This is a genomic window from Candidatus Babeliales bacterium (genome assembly GCA_035455925.1).
Lineage (GTDB): Bacteria > Babelota > Babeliae > Babelales > Vermiphilaceae > SOIL31.
This window is the reverse complement of record DATIEE010000025.1, coordinates 1-20266: the sequence shown is the minus strand read 5'-3', so window position 1 is coordinate 20266 and position 20266 is coordinate 1. Positions and strand designations below refer to the sequence as shown.

The 20266-nt window shown below is 31.4% G+C and carries 25 protein-coding genes; 18 read left to right on the top strand and 7 right to left on the bottom strand.

The genetic code is table 11. From position 1 onward, the window contains the following. Position 1 precedes the first annotated feature (1 nt). From VLB80_03455 to prmC, 3 genes are read right to left on the bottom strand one after another with little or no spacing between them, the layout of a single operon-like run. Positions 2-538, bottom strand: a complete 537-nt coding sequence (locus tag VLB80_03455) for a hypothetical protein (GenBank protein HSC25243.1) — start codon at positions 536-538, stop codon at positions 2-4. Next, positions 538-1236, bottom strand: coding sequence for a hypothetical protein (locus VLB80_03450; protein HSC25242.1), 699 nt, complete (start codon positions 1234-1236; stop codon positions 538-540). The genes VLB80_03455 and VLB80_03450 overlap by 1 nt, the downstream gene beginning before the upstream one ends. Further along, entirely contained in the window at positions 1214-2131 is a 918-nt protein-coding gene (gene prmC / locus VLB80_03445; protein HSC25241.1) for a peptide chain release factor N(5)-glutamine methyltransferase, read from the bottom strand. Before prmC ends, VLB80_03450 begins: the two co-directional genes overlap by 23 nt. Positions 2132-2344: 213 nt before the next feature. On the opposite strand from prmC, the gene VLB80_03440 reads away from it, so the two are divergent. Further along, positions 2345-3202 carry an endonuclease/exonuclease/phosphatase family protein gene (locus VLB80_03440; protein ID HSC25240.1) on the top strand — a complete coding sequence of 286 codons (858 nt, stop codon included), beginning with the start codon at positions 2345-2347 and terminating at the stop codon, positions 3200-3202. Positions 3203-3236: 34 nt separating this feature from the next. Here VLB80_03440 and VLB80_03435 read toward each other — a convergent pair whose 3' ends face one another. From VLB80_03435 to VLB80_03425, 3 genes are all read right to left on the bottom strand, one after another. Beyond that, positions 3237-3887 (bottom strand): hypothetical protein, encoded by a 651-nt coding sequence (locus VLB80_03435; protein ID HSC25239.1) that lies wholly within the window; start codon positions 3885-3887, stop codon positions 3237-3239. 5 nt (positions 3888-3892) lie between these two features. Beyond that, positions 3893-4783 (bottom strand): signal recognition particle-docking protein FtsY, encoded by an 891-nt coding sequence (gene ftsY, locus VLB80_03430; protein HSC25238.1) that lies wholly within the window; start codon positions 4781-4783, stop codon positions 3893-3895. 100 nt (positions 4784-4883) lie between these two features. Further along, the gene (locus VLB80_03425) at positions 4884-5618 is read right to left on the bottom strand and encodes a hypothetical protein (GenBank protein ID HSC25237.1); all 735 of its coding nucleotides are present in this window, start codon (positions 5616-5618) and stop codon (positions 4884-4886) included. Between the two features lie 256 nt (positions 5619-5874). On the opposite strand from VLB80_03425, the gene VLB80_03420 reads away from it, so the two are divergent. The 4 genes from VLB80_03420 to rpsR all read left to right on the top strand — a co-directional run bounded on the left by VLB80_03420 (position 5875) and on the right by rpsR (position 9469). Then, on the top strand, positions 5875-6552 hold the full coding sequence (locus VLB80_03420) for an XRE family transcriptional regulator (GenBank protein ID HSC25236.1): 678 nt from the start codon (positions 5875-5877) through the stop codon (positions 6550-6552). Between the two features lie 208 nt (positions 6553-6760). Then, entirely contained in the window at positions 6761-8533 is a 1773-nt protein-coding gene (locus VLB80_03415; protein HSC25235.1) for a GMC family oxidoreductase, read from the top strand. Positions 8534-8710: 177 nt separating this feature from the next. Next, positions 8711-9145 (top strand): 30S ribosomal protein S6, encoded by a 435-nt coding sequence (rpsF, locus tag VLB80_03410; GenBank protein ID HSC25234.1) that lies wholly within the window; start codon positions 8711-8713, stop codon positions 9143-9145. Positions 9146-9181: 36 nt separating this feature from the next. Next, positions 9182-9469, top strand: coding sequence for a 30S ribosomal protein S18 (gene rpsR / locus VLB80_03405; GenBank protein HSC25233.1), 288 nt, complete (start codon positions 9182-9184; stop codon positions 9467-9469). A 79-nt stretch (positions 9470-9548) separates the two neighbouring features. On the opposite strand, the gene VLB80_03400 is transcribed toward rpsR, so the two are convergent. Further along, positions 9549-9800, bottom strand: a complete 252-nt coding sequence (locus VLB80_03400; GenBank protein HSC25232.1) for a DUF2695 domain-containing protein — start codon at positions 9798-9800, stop codon at positions 9549-9551. Positions 9801-9815: 15 nt separating this feature from the next. Between VLB80_03400 and VLB80_03395 the strand changes: the two genes are divergently transcribed. The 13 genes from VLB80_03395 to VLB80_03335 all read left to right on the top strand — a co-directional run bounded on the left by VLB80_03395 (position 9816) and on the right by VLB80_03335 (position 20123). After that, on the top strand, positions 9816-10148 hold the full coding sequence (locus VLB80_03395) for a hypothetical protein (GenBank protein HSC25231.1): 333 nt from the start codon (positions 9816-9818) through the stop codon (positions 10146-10148). A gap of 225 nt (positions 10149-10373) precedes the next feature. Then, positions 10374-10667 carry a hypothetical protein gene (locus VLB80_03390; GenBank protein HSC25230.1) on the top strand — a complete coding sequence of 98 codons (294 nt, stop codon included), beginning with the start codon at positions 10374-10376 and terminating at the stop codon, positions 10665-10667. A 412-nt stretch (positions 10668-11079) separates the two neighbouring features. Further along, positions 11080-11616 (top strand): hypothetical protein, encoded by a 537-nt coding sequence (locus VLB80_03385; GenBank protein HSC25229.1) that lies wholly within the window; start codon positions 11080-11082, stop codon positions 11614-11616. Positions 11617-11740: 124 nt separating this feature from the next. Then, complete coding sequence (locus VLB80_03380) at positions 11741-11884, top strand: hypothetical protein (GenBank protein HSC25228.1); 144 nt, start codon at positions 11741-11743, stop codon at positions 11882-11884. Positions 11885-12467: 583 nt separating this feature from the next. Further along, positions 12468-13832: an AAA family ATPase gene (locus VLB80_03375; protein HSC25227.1), complete on the top strand. Its 1365-nt coding sequence runs from the start codon at positions 12468-12470 to the stop codon at positions 13830-13832. Next, positions 13829-14983 (top strand): ATP-binding protein, encoded by a 1155-nt coding sequence (locus tag VLB80_03370; GenBank protein ID HSC25226.1) that lies wholly within the window; start codon positions 13829-13831, stop codon positions 14981-14983. The genes VLB80_03375 and VLB80_03370 overlap by 4 nt, the downstream gene beginning before the upstream one ends. Positions 14984-15025: 42 nt before the next feature. After that, entirely contained in the window at positions 15026-17884 is a 2859-nt protein-coding gene (locus tag VLB80_03365; GenBank protein HSC25225.1) for a hypothetical protein, read from the top strand. A 13-nt stretch (positions 17885-17897) separates the two neighbouring features. Next, positions 17898-18203: a hypothetical protein gene (locus VLB80_03360; protein ID HSC25224.1), complete on the top strand. Its 306-nt coding sequence runs from the start codon at positions 17898-17900 to the stop codon at positions 18201-18203. After that, complete coding sequence (locus tag VLB80_03355) at positions 18196-18522, top strand: lipoate protein ligase C-terminal domain-containing protein (protein ID HSC25223.1); 327 nt, start codon at positions 18196-18198, stop codon at positions 18520-18522. Before VLB80_03360 ends, VLB80_03355 begins: the two co-directional genes overlap by 8 nt. Before the next feature lie 34 nt (positions 18523-18556). Further along, positions 18557-18877: a hypothetical protein gene (locus VLB80_03350; GenBank protein HSC25222.1), complete on the top strand. Its 321-nt coding sequence runs from the start codon at positions 18557-18559 to the stop codon at positions 18875-18877. Continuing rightward, a complete protein-coding gene (locus VLB80_03345; protein ID HSC25221.1) occupies positions 18870-19196 on the top strand; it encodes a hypothetical protein in 327 nt (108 codons plus the stop codon). The genes VLB80_03350 and VLB80_03345 overlap by 8 nt, the downstream gene beginning before the upstream one ends. A 273-nt stretch (positions 19197-19469) precedes the next feature. After that, positions 19470-19850 (top strand): hypothetical protein, encoded by a 381-nt coding sequence (locus VLB80_03340; protein HSC25220.1) that lies wholly within the window; start codon positions 19470-19472, stop codon positions 19848-19850. Positions 19851-19883: 33 nt separating this feature from the next. After that, positions 19884-20123: a hypothetical protein gene (locus VLB80_03335; GenBank protein HSC25219.1), complete on the top strand. Its 240-nt coding sequence runs from the start codon at positions 19884-19886 to the stop codon at positions 20121-20123. Positions 20124-20266 lie beyond the last annotated feature (143 nt).

Genomic DNA, 20266 nt, shown 5'->3' with positions numbered 1-20266 from the left:
ATTATACGGTAATCATGCTCTTGATGACGGATCTAAATTGTTTTAGTTGAGGATCATAATGCAAAGAAACAAGTTTAATTTTTGTAAATAGACTTCCTAGATCTGATAATCGTTGTATATACATCGCTGCATTCCCTGATGTTGAACATACGATAGTAATAGTACAATCTTTTTTATTTAACATAATCGATTCTAATTTTATCTCATTATTACACATATTTTCAATTGCAGTAAAATACAAATAAGGGTTTTTTACCCCACTATCGTAACGATTAATTTTATGTAATTGTGAGCGAATCAATTCATATTCAGTTTTTAGCGTGTCTTTTTTTTTAATAATATCAGAATAATTTTTTGTCTGGTCGCGTAAAGTATTTATCTCGTTTTTCAATGATATGTACGTTACTAATGGAGATATCAAAAAATATAAACTAAGAATTATACTACATAAAAATAAAAATAATGTTACATAAAACCAACGACGAATTTCATACTGTTTTTGTGGTGATAATGATGTAATAAAATTAATTTTTTTCATTAAACTGCTCTTTCAGCGGATAATAAACCAATGGATGCTGCATGATATATCTGATCTTGCAAAGCACCTTTTGTTGTAAAAATTAACATACGATTAAGCATATCAATAGAAAAAAGAGTTTCAATATTGTTATTACACTTGATCATATCAATAGCAAACTGACTACGTCTAAATGCTGTTCCAAAAATATATTTATATGCATCAATTAATCCTATAGTTTTGGTAGTCATTGTAACAAGATTACACCCTGCTGCAATAGCAAGCAGCTGATATTGTAGTACAAGCGACCGTAATACCTTATAAACATAAAAAATAAATTGACCTTTATCATTTGGATATAAATAGCGATATTCCCATAAAAAATTACGTGAATTCATACTACCAAAATCGGAATGATGAGGGGTCGATGTTGACATTGCAACAAATTTTTCAGTGACACCACTTCCCTGTAAAGAAAATAATATGAATGCATTTATTAGATCATATTCATGCAAGAACAAACTAATATATTTTTGTATGATAGTAGGGTTAAAAATAGTTAAGCGCTCCAGTTCTAAATTACTCAATGGATATCGCTTATACGCACGTAATGTTAATAAAGGATTATTATCTATTCTTTCTATCCAACTACAAATAAGTGTATCAGACGAAAAAAAAACTGTTACAAAGGTGTTATTAAGGGTAGGAATTGGCCACATAATCTACTCTCCCGGTAATAAAACGGTCTTTTCCTTCTAAATCTTTATGAATAAAAATATCGTTATACCCTGCAGCCAGCATTAATTTTTTAACGACGACTCCTTGTGTGTAGCCAATTTCAATAACAATTTGTGGAATATTTTTACTACACATTTCATCATTAGTTTGAATAAAATAAGGCGCACGTACAATAATTTCTTTAATAATTGCAAGACCATTATCCGCAGCAATCAATGCGTTGTGATCCTCCCATAATCTGACTGTATCATCGAGATCGCTCAATTCAGATGATGCAATATAAGGAGGATTAGAAATAATCATATCAAATAACATTCCACGCGGAATTGATGTAAAAAGATCAGATTGTATGCAGATTATATTGCGTATAACGTTATGTTCAATATTTTTTTCTGTCAACATGAGTGCCACATTCGACACATCTGTAGCAACTACTAATGATTGCGGTAAATGATGCGCAAAAGCAATAGCAATACAGCCTGATCCTGTTGCTAAATCTAAAATTTTTATTTTTTTATTATTAAGCAACCTCAGCTGCTCAATAAGATAAAGAGACCACTCTTCTGTCTCTGGGCGCGGAATGAGTATCGGAGGTTCAACTAAAATATCACAATCAGCAAAAGGAACAGAACCTAGCAAATATTGTATGGGTATTTTATCTTCTACAAGCTGCTGTATCCATTGATTAATCTTTTTCTTTTGTTCCAAACTTATCATCAAGCTTGCCTGCATAACTAGCTCTGTTTTTGTTTTTTCACAAATTGCCTGCAATATCCACCATGCATATTGTTGGCAAAGTGTATCATCATCATAGACTGAAGCAATTTTATGCCGAATATCATTAATATAATACATGACGTCGTAATTAGTATTCATAAAAAACAGTGTATCATATTTGTATAATAAGCGTGAAGTATCATCATAAAACAATCAAACAGTACACTATTGTTCCCATAATTTTATAGAGATAATCATAATTCTATCAACTCATAAATAATTACAAAATGAATTATACCCTTTACTTTAAATAATTTTTTTTGTATTATAATAATATATTTAGTAAATATATAGCTATATTAAGGGATTTTTATGAAAAACAATATATCAATAAGCATATCTATTCTCATGTTGCTGCCAATGGGCGCTATCACAACAACTATTAAGGGCGAATTGACTATGGCAAGCTATAATATAACGCATGGTAAAAAAAATAATTGGCCAAAACGACAACCTGGAGTTTGCAATCTTATTCAAAAAATCAACGCTGATATATATTGCTTACAAGAAATTATTAAAGATAATCAACAACTTGATTCTATACAAACAGCTCTTTCCAATTATAAATATGTGGGCAAACCGCGAAGCTCAGGGATAAAAGGATTATCTTTATGGCATCGCTTTGTTATGAATTTTGCACAAGATGAGTATTGTCCTATTTTTTATAATCCAACAAAAATAAATATCCTTGCTCATGACACTTTTGGCATCAATGGTGACCAATGGACGTCGGCATTATTACCACGTATTTGTACATGGGCGCATTGTAAAGAAATAACAACAGGAAAAGAATTTTATGTTTATAATACTCACCTTGACCATAAAGACCAAGAAAAACGACTTATGCAAATTAAGCTTATTCTTAATGATACTAAAAAACGTTGTGGTAATACGCCAACAATAATAACGGGCGATTTTAATACAACAGTTACGTTCGAAGTAGAAAAAATATTTTCCGATGCTGATTTTATTCATGCAAGAACAGTAGCACATACCGTAGAAGGCAGCACAGTAACTCATATTAAGGGCGGCAAAGGCTTTGAATGTGATCATATCATGATTAAACCAAAGGATGCATTTGCTATACAATGTTATAAAATATTTGATAAAACAATTAGCGATACAACAAGTGACCACAATCCGATCAGTATGATATTCTCACTTAATTAAAGAAAACTACCGTTGATGAAAATATATAGTTTTACTACTTAAAAGGGGAACTTATAACACTTTTAATACAAGGTATAACATATATTGTATTTATAGCTTCTAGAAAGGAGGTTAGTATATAGTTATCACCTAATCGCTTAATGACATATGGTTTAAGTATAAAATAATTGATACTTTCATTAAGGATATGCTCAAGAGCAGAATCAGAAAAAGAACGATCAATCTGATATAAATGGCTTTTATCAATAGTTGCTTTATATTTATCCAGTCCTTCTATTACAAGAGCAGAAATCATAATCGTTGCATTCTCTTTGCAAAAATTTTTAAATTCTTCACTTGTATTATTTGTAAGGTTTTTAATTGGTTCCAAATCAACAATCGTTTCAACACAATCGGAAGCCACCTTATCTACAACAATATAAAAAGGTTGATACAAAAGTCTTGTCTTTAAGTCAGAAAATTTATTGTAATGAACAGCATATCTCATACCATTAATAGCACCTTTATGCATTTGTAGAGTTAAATCTGTAGGTAAGCGTTCATGTAAATATTCACTTGTCTCATATATTATAAAAGCTTCGCCTTGGCATAATAGCTGATTAATGTCATCCTGACTGATTGATGCAGCATTATAAACTCCAACATACAACGACAAAAAACAGATAATTTTTTTTATTATTTTCATATAATTTATCCCAAAAGCTCCGTTACATATTCTTTAGCATTAAATAATTTTATATGATCAGATTTTTCACCAAAAGTTAAAAAAATAACAGGAATAGCCAGTTCTTGTGCAATAGCAAAAACGATCCCACCTTTTCCCGTACCATCCATTTTGGTTAAAACAATACCAGTAACATCAGTGCTTTCTTTAAAAAGCTTTGCCTGCTCAAAAGAGTTTTGACCGAGCATGGCATCAATAGTCAATAATGTAACAACACGCTGATCAGGAAGTTGTTTTTGAACAGATTTCTTTATTTTTGCAAGTTCATGCATTAAATTAATTTTTGTTTGTAATCTGCCTGCAGTATCAATAATTAAAATATCATAATGCTCAGCTTTAAACTTTTCACATCCTTGAAACACTAATGATGCAGGGTCTTGACCTTCCTTACCGCATACAATATCAACGTTAGATTTTAATGCCCATTCATTAAGCTGTTCGTATGCTGCCGCACGAAATGTATCTGCCGCTACCAAAAGAACTTTTTTACCTTGCTGCGCATACATGTATGCTAATTTACCAATACTTGTCGTTTTTCCGCTGCCATTGATACCAACAAAAAGAAATATTCTTTGTGAATTAATGCTAGAACCTTCATTTTTAAGTAGAATATTTAAAAGAATAGCATGTAAACATGATTTTAGCCGTGTACCATCTATAGCGCCAGTACCAACTTGTTCCTTTATTAGAGTAATAATTGATCGTGTTGTTGCAACACCTACATCGCTGGATATGAGTAGAATTTCTAATTCTTTAAGCGCGGCTTCATCAATAATCGTGCGATTAAAAAATGAACCCAATTTAGAGGTAACCGTGCTAAATATCTTGTGTAATTTATTTTTGATAAAACTAAACATAAAACCCTTACATGCCATAACCAACAATAGAAATTAATTTTCTATAATTATAACAAAAGATCATTACTTTGGCGACAGTTAAGCTTTTTAATTAATTATATCACAAAAGACTTTGACTATCACCCAGCATATGTTCAACTCGCTGCAAAAAAAGTTTAATGCGTCGATAATCATTACCTGTCAACAATGAATAAGTCTGCATAAATGAATTCATTTTGTTTTTTGTAAGAATATTAAGCTCCATATGCTGCCTTAATAAGGCGAGCATTAATTCATCCATGTTAAAGATTTGTGCTGAATGAGTAAAAAGAAGATGAAGATAATTGGTACTGGAAAAAAAAATTTTGCTTATCTCATTACTAGGACAAAGAATAAATGAATGAATTTTAGGTGGCTCTGGAGCAATAAGGTATGATATTAATTTCTTTTCTTGATAACCAATTGCAATACATGCAAATGTTGTTTTTAAAAATTCAAAAATTTGAGGCTGTTCTTGCAATAACTCTTCTTCAGTCTTTTTATAAGGAAATGGATACCGAACTGGGTCCATTGAACCTGTTTGCACATGATGCACAATACCAAAAACAGTTCGTTTTTTCCCTTCGATAGCAACAAATGAACCAAATTCAGGAAATGTATCCCAGGTCCAACTTTGCCCAAGCCAACTTGTTAGAGAGCTTTCAATCACTTCTGCAAAGCATTTTTCCTGATTCATAACTACCTCTACATAAAAATTATTTATTTTTACCCTCTTTAAAACAGACCAGGTAGAAAAACTTACTCGATGAGAAATTAAATAATGATAGTTTTGTATGGTTAATGTATGCGCTGCCATGTCATATTTTTTATTATTTGTCAATTTATGATCAGCAATTATGAGGATATTTCCCTATCATGGCATCTTTGGCAACTTTAGCAACAATAAAAGAGATTATAAAATAGTTTGTTTTTATATTGCCTGTTTGTCTGATTTTTACTATAAACTTTTGTTTCCATTTGACAAAGACATTAGTAGGAGTACAATTAGAAATAATACAGTAGCTTCAATAATACTATTTTAGGTGTAACCACATTCGAAGGAGATATAAACGATGATTTCAATATCAACACAATTACGTGTTAAAGAACTTTTAAGAGAAAAAGGCTGGACAACAAAGATTTTGGCAGAAAAAACGGGTATGTCTGAAAGTTATTTAACCCATATCAAAAATGGCACGCGTCGTTGGAATGAAGATTCCCTGAGAAAATTATCTCAAGCTTTTGAAATTAGCCCAATTGACTTATTTGCAGAACATCGTCAAAGAACAGACGACATTGATAAAAATGTCAGCATGCCTGAACAATCTGATCTTGAATTACAAGTTAAAGTTGTTCCAGTGGTTGGAGAAATACCATCAAATCCATCCCCTTACAACAATCAACTTATGCAAGTCACCACCGGATATAAGGACATTTTTGTCCCTGTATTTAACTCAGCAGATAATGCAATGTTTGCTCTTTGTGTTGAAAATAATACAATGTCACCAACATTTGTAAAAGGAGATTATCTAATTGTTTCTCCAGAAGTTTGGACTCGTTCAGGTGATATTGCTGCTGTTGAATTTGGTAATGATACTCCAGTAAAAGCAGTGATGCAAGTAACATACACTGAAGATTTTATTGTTCTTGAATCAGTTAATCATAAGCAACCTCCTATAGCATTGATTCGCGGTAAAGATCATTTCAGAATTATTGGCCGTATAATTCAACGCATTCAAAAGTTTGCATAAATAATAAAATTAATATTTAAAAACAATAAAAGGCAAGATTTCTAATTTAAACTAGAAATCTTGCCTTTTTATCTGCACATCTAACTCTCTATTAATATGCCTATAACACAACTCTTTTTCTTTTCATATTAATTACGATTGCTTTTCATAAATAAGTTTTTTATGTTTCATAAAAGTAGCTTATAGTTTTTATAAAAAGGAAGATTGTATGAAGTTAAAAATAATACATCATATACTCATATGTTCAATTGTTTCATTATCACAAATCATTGCTGAGCAAGACCCTATACGTCCTCACTATCAAACTGATGAAACCAAAACACATTCTCACTATCGAAAACATAAAAAAGAATATGATTATATTATTGTTGGAGATGGCACAGCAGGCGCTATATTAGCTCGTAAACTTTCAGATGGCAATAAATCTTCTGTTCTTGTATTAGAGTGGGGCGAAAATCGAACAGCTGATCCTGTAGTTTTAAGTCCAAATGTTTTTGAATTTCTTGAACCCTTAGCTTACGATCCACTCTATGCAATTAATTACTCAGTTCCTTTGCACTTAGCCCCTTTTGGAAAAAACCTAGATATTTTTATCTATACAGATGGAAGAATGTGGGGTGGATCTAGCGCACACAATGGATTATTTGCTGTGCGAGGAACTCCACTTGTATACAACCAATGGTCCTTATTAACCAATGATCCTCAGTGGTCATATGCAAGCTTACTTCCCTTAATGAAAGCAATGGAAAATTATAGTCCAACAGGAACTATTGCTAATCCTGCACAACGTGGTTTCGGTGGACCACTTTCTATAACACAAGCGCTTCCAGTAAATAACGATCGATTTGCTCAAGGCGTTTCTATTGGTTCAGGTACAAGTATAATTTCAGACTACAATGACCCAAGCTTAGGCAATGTTGGGATCTCTGCTCATCAACAATGGATTACAACCGGGCCAAATAGCGAAAGAAGTTTTTCTGCGCTTGACTTTCATCCCGTTGGTGAAATAGTTGATGCTAACGGAAAAGGACTCAATGGTAGAAAATTAAATATAAAGTCAAAATCATTGGTAGATCGCGTTATTTTTAAAAATAAAAAAGCTATTGGCGTAGATTATATTTCCGCTAATAATACACAATCAACAAGATCTACAGCGTATGCAAAAAAAATGATCATTCTCTCAGCTGGATCTAACCAAACTTCTGCAATTTTACAAAGATCAGGAATAGGCCCACAAGCATTACTCGATAATTTAGGCATTGAAGTGATTGTAGATAATCCACATGTTGGTGCTCATTTATTTAATCACTATGGCCCAAATACTACTATGACAGCAACAACAAGCGCTTTTCCTTTTTTACAAGGATTTATTGATGGCCATAATCCAGTAGTTCCTGCAGCTGGAATGCCTGCTGATGGCGTTCGCCGTATTCAACTCACAGGTTTTAATGCCAGCGCAACTACTGCAAGTCTGGAAGCTTTAATGATACAACCGCACAGCCAAGGAACTGTGGAAATAGTATCAACAGATCCAACAGTTTATCCAAGAATAAATTTAAATTTTTTTTCTGATGGACCAGTAACCCAACCAGGAACAGACTCGTATTTAGCGGTTGCTGCACTAAAAATAATAAAAAATGTGGCTCTCAGCCTCGGAGCAGATCTTATCTTTCCTGCTCCAGAATTATTTCCCGCACCATACGGCCCAGCGGTAGATGATTCACTACTCTTAGATTATTCTAAAGCGCTTACTGTTAATGGAGCAATAGCATATCACAATGTTGGCACAGCACGTATGGCAGATTCCATAGAAAATGGGGTAGTTGATTCAAATTTACGCGTATTTGGTGTCAAACATCTAATGGTCGCAGATTGTAGCATAGAACCAGTTATCGAAGATGGAAATACAGCTTATGGAGCATATGTAATAGGTCTTAATGCAGCAAAAATATTGGGGGTACCAGTACCACCTGCTTTATAATTCTATTTTTTATTGACTTTTTATTTACTGATAGCAGAAACAGTGGTATTTTTCACTGTTTCTGCTATTCTCTATTATAGAGGGTTTTATAAGTATCATCTTATTTTTACTCAATAAAGCGATTTAATCAGCTTTATAGTTATATAATTAACTTCCATTTAATATAAAGGTCTATTTATGTTGCGACAGTATGAGGCTTTATTACTTACCGTACCGGAAATTACCGGCGACGAAGTAAAATACCTTGAAACTCAGCTTGATAAAACAATCAAAGCTGGCACAGGTTCTACCATTTCATTTGAACGTTGGGGAAAATATCGACTCGCATATGAGATCAATAAGAATGAATATGGTATATTTTTTCTCATGCGTTTTGAAGTTCCACAAGGAACAACCCTTATTAATGACATGAAAACTTTACTTAAAGTAAAGCTCAACAATGTGATCATGAGAGACATGATTTCAGTCCTTAATCCAAAACATCCCCTTACATATCAAAGACCTCGCTCTCTTGAAGAAGCGCCAACGCGTGAAAGTGAAAGCTTATCACGAGATCATAAATCATCTCATTTTTTCTCTATGGATGATAGAGATAATATGGATGAAGATTAATAAATACATAAAAATTAATATGCAAGGATTTACCACATGACTAAAAAAATTAAATTAAAAATCAGCGCACGACTCGTCAAAAAACGTTCACGTCGCAATAACGGTAATCGTCCAAAAATGTGTCGCTTTTGCTCTGATAAAGAACAAGTGTATGGTATTGACTATAAAAACTCTACATTTCTCAAAAGTTTTTTAACAGAACGAGGTAAAATATTACCTTCTCGTATTTCAGGTGCATGCGCACGCCATCAACGCACCATTTCTCAGGAAATAAGAAAATCTCGCGTTATGGCATTACTACCATATCTAGGGACAGCATTCTAAGTACTATTAAGTACTATTTTGTATTGATCAAAAGGAAGTGATTTTTAAAATCACTTCCTTTTTTTAGTAAGTATATTTGTTAATGTAAAGTACCATTTGAAGCATGGCTAAAAGACCTTGATAAACCAATTCGTGCTATTTCCTGGTTAGCACGAATTATATTGATAACCTTGGAGATTGCCACCAACCATGTTAATAATGAGCTAGGATTAATTGCATGATCGGTTAAAAATTGAAGTGTAAACTTTCTAGTATCTTGGCATCCATGTTCTTGAAGTTTTTCATCAAGATAGTAAAATAACGTCTCAAAATTTTCTTTAGATATAGACAAATCTTCATAAAATTTTTGATTTTCTGCAGCTCTCAATTCCGATTAGATGAATTAGGGAAATTCTGTAATACCATTAAACAAAAAAGTATCAGTTTTGTTAAAAATAATTCTTTGCTTAATCCTCAAGAATATTTTGCAACACCAGAAGGATTGTTGTTTAAAGCTACTGCACAATCAAATAAACTTAAAGCATCTGAAACTACTGCATCAAAATTAAAAAACAATATTGACAACAATGTAGCTAAAATTCAGTCCTCAACCAATCAAACTTCTACTGCAATATTAAAAAACGGTTATTATGAAGTGAATGGTTTTAAATTTACAAAATTTTATTATAATCGTCTTTGAAATACTGGAAGAGAAGCTCCATCATTAATTGCTCAAGCTATACTTGATAATGTTGTACAAGTAATTCCTGATCCAGAAAAAATTCCAGGATTTTTTAAATATTTTGCAGAAGGTTGGGAAATGATTTATAATCCAACAACTAAAATAGTAAGCCATGTTCAACAATTAAAAAATTTAAAATAAAATATGATTTATGATCCTTTCATCAATATTCAAGAAATAAAAATGGAATTAAGCAGTTTACGTCAGATAGCTGAAAAATTAGAGATGAGCCTTCCACTCTTAAGCCAAAAAATTGCTTATATTTTTACAAGGATAAAAGAATGCAAAACAATGACAGAAGCAAATGATTATTTTGAAATATTAGATATAATTCAAGAGACACTAGCATGTTTAGTGTACAAATATAACATCGGAATACCTGTTTGCTTAGATCGTTTTGTACATGACTTTGACAATTTCGAAGAAGCAAAAAAATATTATTTCCCAAAAATAAAAAGTGGAGAATATTCATTTTAAAGTACATCATTAATTTCACCATGGGATACTGCAATGATCGATACTTAAGTATTCTAAATCAGGATCTATAAAATGTGCCATGAGATCAATCCAAATATTTTTTTTGCTCCATCTATTGAATCTTTTAAATGCACTATTCCAAAGGCCATAGCGTTTAGGAAGTTCTCTCCACTGTGCTCCTTATCGCATCATTCAGTAGATTGATTCTACAAAATTTTTACAATTATCCACTTGGTCAATATAGATATTATTCTTACTTTTTAAAAATTTTAAAATTTTGATCCAAGTTATTTCTGTGATATACTCTTTTTCCATGATAGTACCCTTAAGATAGTTAAATTTATCCTTTTCAGAAGGTACTATCCACATCTCAAATTCTTATTTTTAAAAAGTCAACAGAGCCTAGGATTTTATGAAAAAAATAATAGCAATTTCATTTTCATTATTTACTCTATCAATCTTTTCTATGGAATTAGAAACGTATAAACCAAACTCAACGTTTATTCCTCAACGATTAGGTGATGTTAAGATTTATCATAATCAAAAAGATTTTTATGTTAAAAATAATCACATAAAATATCCTATTAAAAGCTGTTTTGTAGACAAAGAAGTTCGTAAAATTGATAAAGAACAATTAAAAGAATTTCTCGCAAATGGTGGTTATTTATCACTTAATGAAAGGAGTGATGGTAGTTATTCACTTAATGCTAACAAACGTCTTCCAGGTGGTGGTGTACTTGGTGCAAGTATTGGAGCTTTCCTAGGTAAAGCTGCTGTATATGTGGTAGGACACGGAGCTATCCAAATAGTTGGAGTACTTACAGGGCCATTATATCCAGTAACAGTCCTTGCTTTAGAAGGATGCCTTGCAGTACCAATTGAAGCGGCAAGTATGGCTGGAGCAGTAGCAGGTGGTATTGCTCTTGGAGTAGCTACAGGGCCTGTATGATCCCTTGGTATACGCAAGTATTTTATGCGTTCATAGTATTTTTACTGATCAACTTCTTCAAGTATTATTGTCTGGATAATGAAGATATTGTTCTGACTATAATCAAATATTTCAGGAAAAAAAAATGACTCAATTTGGACATAATTTAGTAGCAGGAATGGTAATTGTTGTAATATATCAAATAGCATTTCACACCATCTTAAAACACCATCCGACTACTAAAAAAAATATAAAAGAATGGGAAGATATTTTTAACGAATATTTCTAGAACTATATATAAAATAGTATCAACTGCGTATAAAGTAATATCCTCAGCAAGGAGGGTATTTTACAAACAAATAAAAAAATTAATGCTCAACATATGCATCATATAAATTGCTAGGCATCAGAAGATAATATGGATCTTTTGAAAGTAAATTACTTTTAGGTCTATACTAGAACCAAAATTCAGTAGTCATGGCATTAAATTGTATTTCATCATATTGAACAGAACTTTATAATGGTATAAAAAGTTCAATCTAGAGAATTGATTCAAAAAATAAATCAAAAACTAGGGCAAAAAAGAGCCTCTGTGGGCTTTTTAGAGATATTATTTTAACCTAGCATTCGTGTCTCGCTTCACCCAGATACTCGATCGCAACGATAGTAAAAATTGAGATGAAATAAACGCAGGAAGAAGATTTAAAACGAGCAATGTAAATGACTCAGGTTATACTTGTCCAGCCGCTTATAAAATAAATCCAATCTGAATAATTACACTACCAACTTATGTTTTAAACTTTGTTAAATACAAAAAATTCATTATAATTAAAAAACAGATGTCCATAATATATTCTTTTCGGAGTAACCACATGTCATACATACACCATACTATTCTCGTATCTATATTATCTTCCCAAATTGCCTTATCAAACGATTCCATCAATTCCAACAATATTAGCCAGATTCATTTCGACATAAAATCATTATATGCACCTGAAGTACCTGAAGAAATTCGCAAAAAAATCATAGATGAAATATCTCAACAACAACAAAATTCCAATCCCAAAAAAACCGAATCTTTTACTGAAAAAGATATTGAAGAAATGGAGTTTGTCTTTGAAGCTTCACCAGAAGAAGCTCAGTGTATTGTCAATTATCTATACGATCCTAACTATTTTCCTGGCGTTAAAGAATATAGATCAGTATTTTTTGTGGGAGAGCCTGGAACCGGAAAATCTGTTACTGCTAAAGCTATTGCTCATAAAATGTGTCAAAAAGGTTGGGAATATAAATTTTTATCAAGCACATCCTTTTTAAGAGAATATCGCAATCAAACAGCTATACAACTCCAAAAAGAACTAGAAAAAATCGAATCTTCCAACAAACCAACTATTTTAATTATCGACGAAATACATCGCTTACTTGAAAACACCGAAAGTAAACATCATGACACAGACGCAACAGCAACAGCACTATGGACATTTCTTGACAGACAAAAAAACAATAATAACTTCTTTCTCATTGGAACAATGAATCGTATACATAAATTACCAAAACCAGTCAAAAGTAGAATTCTCTCTGATTTTATAGAATTTCCATTAATGACTGACCCAATAAAAAAAAATAATATTCTTCGTAGAAATCTATCAACTCAAAATAGTCAAATTAATACAGAAATAACCGAATCTTTTTTAATTAAAGAATTAGAAAAAATAAACCCCTATTCTGGACGAGATTTAGAAAAATTATCAAAAGAAATCTTAGTGCAAAGCAAATTAAACAGTAGAAACCAACCTTATCCAATCACTATAACTCAAAACAATATCTCTCAAGGAATGAATAGTTACCTAAGAAAAAGAACAATAATACAATATGATATTGAAGAAGAAACTGATGATGAACGACAAGAGCGTCATCATAAAGAAACCTTAGAAATGCATGAAAAACACTTCATTCAACAACAAAAAATCAGCATAGCTATACATGACCATCAAAATGAAGTTAACAATAATGTCTCTTCTACTCATATGAACCGTGAGAGTAGAGCGCATATTGATTCTTTAATTTCAGATGAACAAAATCAACTCTACAAAAATATGATGGCAAATACTGAAACAAGAAAAGCTCAAGAAGCTGCTGAAAAAAAAGCTGCCGAAGAGAAAGCTGCTGCAGAAAAAGCAAGGATAAATACAGAAAATTCTTTCGGCAATCAAATTAAAAAGCTGTTCTCATGAATCAACTTAAATTAATCACTTTAGTGATTTTATCCAGCTATCTATTAGCTGCCCAAGAAAAACAACAAACACCAATAAATAAAACTGTAGATTTTAATATTTCTCCATTATATCTGCCTGATCCTGAATATTTTCAACAAAATACAGCGAAAGAAAGTATTATTCAGAAAAATCAAATAATAGATAAAACTCCATTACCAAGACCTGCACGATGGATTGTAGAATCAGCAATGGAAAATGCTCCAAAATTAGTAAAGGGAATTTTTACCTATTTACAATTACGTTCATGTTGCTCTATTGCAACTCAATCCATTATAAATATACCTTCTTTTCATCGTTTTATTTTAGTAGGACCACCAGGATCAGGTAAAACAACCTTAGCTTACGCGATCGCTGAAATGCTTGGATATACCTATACATTTATTCCTGCCGCAGATCTTTTAGGAAAATTTAGAAATGAAACTGCTATTAATTTGCAAAAAATTATACAAAAATGTATCTCTGATGGAGGAAAAAGAGTAATCATTATTGATGAATTACACAAATTATTTGAGCATCATAAAATGGAACAAACTGACCATTCACAAACTGCTGCAAGCTTTTGGCTTATTCTTGATCATATAGAAAAATTCTTTCCTAATATCATCATCATTGGCACTGCTAATAATGTTGATAAACTACCTCCGGAAATTAAAAGTCGTTTTACAGGCAAAATTATTCATATACAAGCACCTGATAAAAATCAAAAAATTCAGATTTTTAAAAATAGTATCATACATGATCAATCAATGGAGCTTGATCCATCAATTACTGATGCATTCATTGCAAAAATAATACAACAAATGGAACAACAATCGTTACGGGACATACGTTTATTTATTGATTCAGCAAAAATATTTTACTATGCAGAGCAAACTATTTCTCATTCAAAACTGCCTATTGTTTTAACAAAAATACATTTTCAACAAGCGCTTAATCAATTACAAGCAGAATCACAAGCATTAAAAGAAAGTTTCTCGGATCAACTTTGTAAAAAGTTACAACCGTGGGGCGTTGTTTTTGCAATTGCTGTCAATATAATCACACTCATAAAAGCATCGCATGAATTAACATGTAAAACTAAGTTTCTTATAAAAAAATATAGTCACTAAAAAGCAAAACAAATTGTTTACATTTTTTCTTGGATAAATTACATGTTTTATACACAAAAACGCACCCTAATCACCGTTTTCATATTTTTTATTTTTTCTCATATCTCTGCATTAAATGTTAAGGATGCTGATCCTGAACCTTTCATTGGCATGGAAACTACTTCTGAAACAAGTACAAATACTACTGAAACTACTCATATAAACAGTATAAATACATTTGATACACAACCTTATAATTTTAGTCGTGAAACAGACACGGAAAAAATTGTATCTTATACAATCGCTTATGAAGATTGTATTATTCTCAACCAAGATTATTATAACAAAGAAACAGGAGACAGCGAACATGGAAAAATGCAACTTTATCCTGATATATCTCTCATAAATGAAGGAAAACAATCATTTGACTTATCTTCAGACCTGAATTGTAATAGTCAAAATAATTCAAATACTATCAACAACTCTTGTTCATCAAATATGCAACAAAAACACGATCATATGGAAGAACACCTTAAAGATAGTCTCGTGGATTCGCGAAGGCAAGACATTAATAATACTTCCGCTTCTCAAATGTATGCCCAACATAAACATGCACGAGCAATACAACACCAAAAAGCTTTGCATGAATTGAACAAATTGCGCACCTCTCCTATTAATCCAGAAGAAATATTTGCATTACCAAGCGTACAAGCCCATTTCAAACAATTTAAATATGATCGTACAGAACAATATAGAGATAAAAAAGTATTTTTCTTTTCACGAAAACAAACCTTTCCAACAGCAGAATCTGAAATCAAATTTGCAGATGCACTTTCAATAAAAGTGGGGGAGTATCTCTCGCAAATAAGGTACGCCAACCAAATCGATGCTAAAGCCGCTTTTGCTGAATTAAAAAAATTATGGACTTGGAAACGTGATCACACCTTTTTAACAAGTAGTTTTGTTAATGGAACAGGCGAAAATAGTTTTATTACCCATTTGGGCATTGATATAATGGCAATTGCTGAAAGAGATCTTATTTCACGTCCTGATTACGTTGCTCAACATGCTAATCCAGAATCATTTAAGACCATTCAGGAATTTAGAGAAAAATGTATAAATTTACAGCAAAAAGGAGATCGTAGCGCTCTATTTCAAGAAGAACTCCAGTTACGACACCAACTTTTTCAAAATGGAAAAAACGATAATTTTACAACCAATGTTTGTTACGCAATAGTAGAAAAAATATATTCTGACTCGATAACAAATGTATTATACGAAATTGCGCATGCTCAATCTCTTGAAAAAGCTCACAATCAATTACATTACTTAGAAATGCAAATATTAGATCAAGCGCAACAACATAATATTACCCTTAGTGATGAGATCAAAGATTTTATTGTAAAACAATATAATTTTGATCCAATTGAAGCTGCATATAATTGTTATACTTCACGTTCCGATTACATAAAAACAGTAAATGATCAACCTGTTTTATCTGATAACAACATATCTCCTATCTTACATAATATTGAGAACAAATCTTTATCGGTAGCACATAAAGAATTAACACATCTTCAGAAGCAAATAATTAAAACATTTGAATCTCTTAATATTACTGATAGAATAACACAAAAAGAGTTAATCGTAAAAAATTTCGGTATAGATATTCTTGAACAAGCAAATGACATCTACAAAAATCGCTCCGATCATAAAGAGTTAACGAACTCTTTTATTCCTGTAGATGTGCATAACACTTCTATAAACATACTCAAAAATTCTCATGATTATGCATCAGTTGGACAACAATTTGATGTAATGGCAAAGAATGTTTTTCACAATTCAAAATTATGCAGACTTGATTTTGTTGAAAACATAGAAAATCATGTTATTGATTCAATACATATCATAAAAGCACCACAAAATGATGCTGAATTTGTTTTTAACGTCACCGTGGTTGATCATTTACTCACTGATATTCAACATACAGTAGACAATATTATTGAAGGTAAATCTACTCCCTATATGCAATGTATAGAACGAGGATCAGAACTATTCACACGGACAATAGTAAAGTTTATTGAAGGACTCAATCCTATTACGCAAGCAAAAAGTATCGGTGAACTTCTGCAAGGCGCAGGACATCTTACGAGCCATATTATTCAACATCCTATCGATTCATTACATACTTTACGTGAAATAAACACAAAAACATGTGAATTTTTAGTCAACACTGCACTATTCACATCAGACACTATATTTGGAACAACTTACTTAACACTAGAAAAATACCAGCAACGTAGTAATGCCTTTTGGAAAACCGTTCAATCTGTACCAGCAGAAAACATCATTGATTTAGTAGCTCAAGTAGCAGCTGATTTTGCTTTTGGAAAAGGATTCGCTAAAGTCTTCATCTATATCAAAGAAATAGATGTTGCAACTAAATTAGAAAACTATGCTGCCAAAGTTGCTGACACATTAAAACAAGCTGTTGACACACATCTTGCAAAGAACTCTATTATGGTCACGGCTGAAGGGGTTGTACTCAAAACATCCAATGACTTGAAAAAGTTTGGTGAAAAAATAAAAAATAGTTCACTAGGTCAAAAAACAATCTTGCGTGTGAATAACATGAAAGAGTTTTTTGCGTTACCATTTGGGCAGACACTACAGCCACATTCTTTAAAAACATCTTATAAATATCAAAAATTTTCGATCTATAAATTAACTCAAGATATCCCTGGAACAGAACTAAAAGAAGGTTTTTTCTATTATATAGATAGTTTACATTGCGACCATCTAGAAGTTTTTAGCAAAAATTTAAAAGCTATAGCTGTTTATAATCTAGATGGGACATTAAATGAGAAAAAACTTGAGGCTGCAAAAAAAGCTGGTCGAAGCATCAAAAAAATTATGAAATAACAAAGGTTAAATAATGGAAAACGAATTCAAAAATATATTAATTTTACTAGGACAAATAAATCAAACTAACTCCAAAAAAATAGTTTCTTTTGAAGATTTAAAAAAAGAACATCAAAGAATAGAAGACTTACGACTCCTAGATAAAAAATTCGTAAGCCATCTTAATCTGTTAAAAAAATCATATGACGTGTCTATCGATGAAATTATGAAACATATTTGTCACTTAAATGTCTATCTCGGTACCTATGTTTGGCATGTTGAAAGCATACGTGATATAACTGAAAAATTTAAATTAATAAAGGATCAAAAAAATGATTAAAGAAATAAAAGAAATCTCACAAGAGATGATTAAATTAAATTCTCAAGTTTATGGGACAATTCTTTCGAAAAAAGATCTAAAAAAAATAAAAGAAGCTCTAATTGGAATACAATTAAACCAAAACAATATTAATAAATTATTACAAGAGGCATCATTCACGTCTACATCAAATCCTAATGAATTAATCACAATAATAACCAACATTCATCAATCTCTTTACCAACTAGGCATATTTACCGAAAAAATTTATACATTATTGGATAAATTTGTATGCAATTACAGAGAAGAATGGAATATCACTAAAATAAATCAAGCATAAGCGTTAAAAATTATAATCTTAAAAAAAACAATGCATGAATTATGTATCAAAAATGGAAAATGAATTCAAAAAAATATTAACTTTCTTAGAAAAATTAAATGATAATGCTCAAAAAAAAATTATTTCCTCTTCTGAGCTACAAGAAGAACATAATAATATAAAAGATTTAAACTGGCTAAATAATGAAACTTTGAAACATGTTGATTTACTAAAAAAGGCCAATCCTTCTTCTATTGATGATATTATGGGACAAATCTGTTATCTCAATGTCAAATTAAACACATATATCTGGCATATCGAAAGTATGAGAGATATAACTGAAAAATTTATCATGAAAGATTCAAAAAATGATTAAAGAAATAGAACAAATATCGCAAGAATTAGTTATATTAAACTCTCAAGTTTATGGTGCAATACTTTCAGAAAAAGATTTAATTTTGTTAGAAGAAGCTTTGGTAAAAATAAAATTTATTCAAGAAAACATTAATAATTTATTAGAACAGGCATCCTTAACATCTATAACAAACACTAAGGGATTAACAAATATAGTAACAAAAATATACGAATTACTCACCGAATTAGGTATAACTTTCGAAACAATTCATGAACTCTTACGTAAATTTGTCTGCAATTATGAAGAAGAATGGAACATCATTAAAACAAACCATGCGTAAGTGTTAAAAGTCATGATCTTAAAAACAATACACGAGTTATGTTTTTGAAGATAACGATATTTATCAAATAGAACCATGCGCAGATAAAATTGTAGCAAATGAAGATTATCACGGAATAAGAATTTTAGATCTTTTTCTAAATACTATCAAAATAGTACCTTTCATGGAAAGATTAGTTGGCTTTTCCATTTATAAAAAATATGATAACAGCGCTGTCATTCTTTATGCTCCTAGACAAAACAGCATATCCTATTATCAACGAAGGAATTTAAAATGAGTTTTGTAAAATTATGTTTAAAGCAAAATTATGGTAATTATTCCTATAAAGATTCCTCTGAAGATGGAATGTATATATTAGGCTTTTTCTTAACAGATGATGTTGGGTGTAGCTCTTCACCTTTTAAAGAATGGGCTTTAAATGATAATTGGGGCGATGCATGCAGCGGTAACATTACGGGACTAGAAAAGGAAGGTCATTATATATTGCTTAGCGATTTATATTCAGAAGAAGCAGTTCCAACTGTATTGAAATTAACTAAAGAACAATATAAACAAATACTTACCGACTGGAAAGAAAAAGTATGCAAGCTAATGCCAAAAGAAGTTATCATTATATATGATAATGATCAGTTTATTATTGAAACAAAAGACTAGTCTAATCTAGAATTGCTTTAAAAAAAGCGATAATTGTATTCATCTGAAGATGAATACAATTATCGCACTGATGCATTTTACGCAATGATCGAAATCCCACTGCAAGGCATAACGAGTGAACAATACACCGATTTTGTAGCTCAAGTAGCAGCAGATATTGTGTTCTTTACAGGCCTTGGCAATGTTTATAACTTCCTCAAAGAAATAGATATATTAGACAAGCTTGGCGAATCAGTTGCTGCTATATCACGTATATTCAAAAAAAGGCTTTGATATGCATCTTACAAACAACGCTATTATGGCCACGGCCGAAGGCTTACAATAAAAACGTCTGAAGCCATGCACACTATTAATAATGGTGGAGGCAGCGGAAATATCCTCAATAGCGCTAAAACATTACTAGAAAACGCTTATGT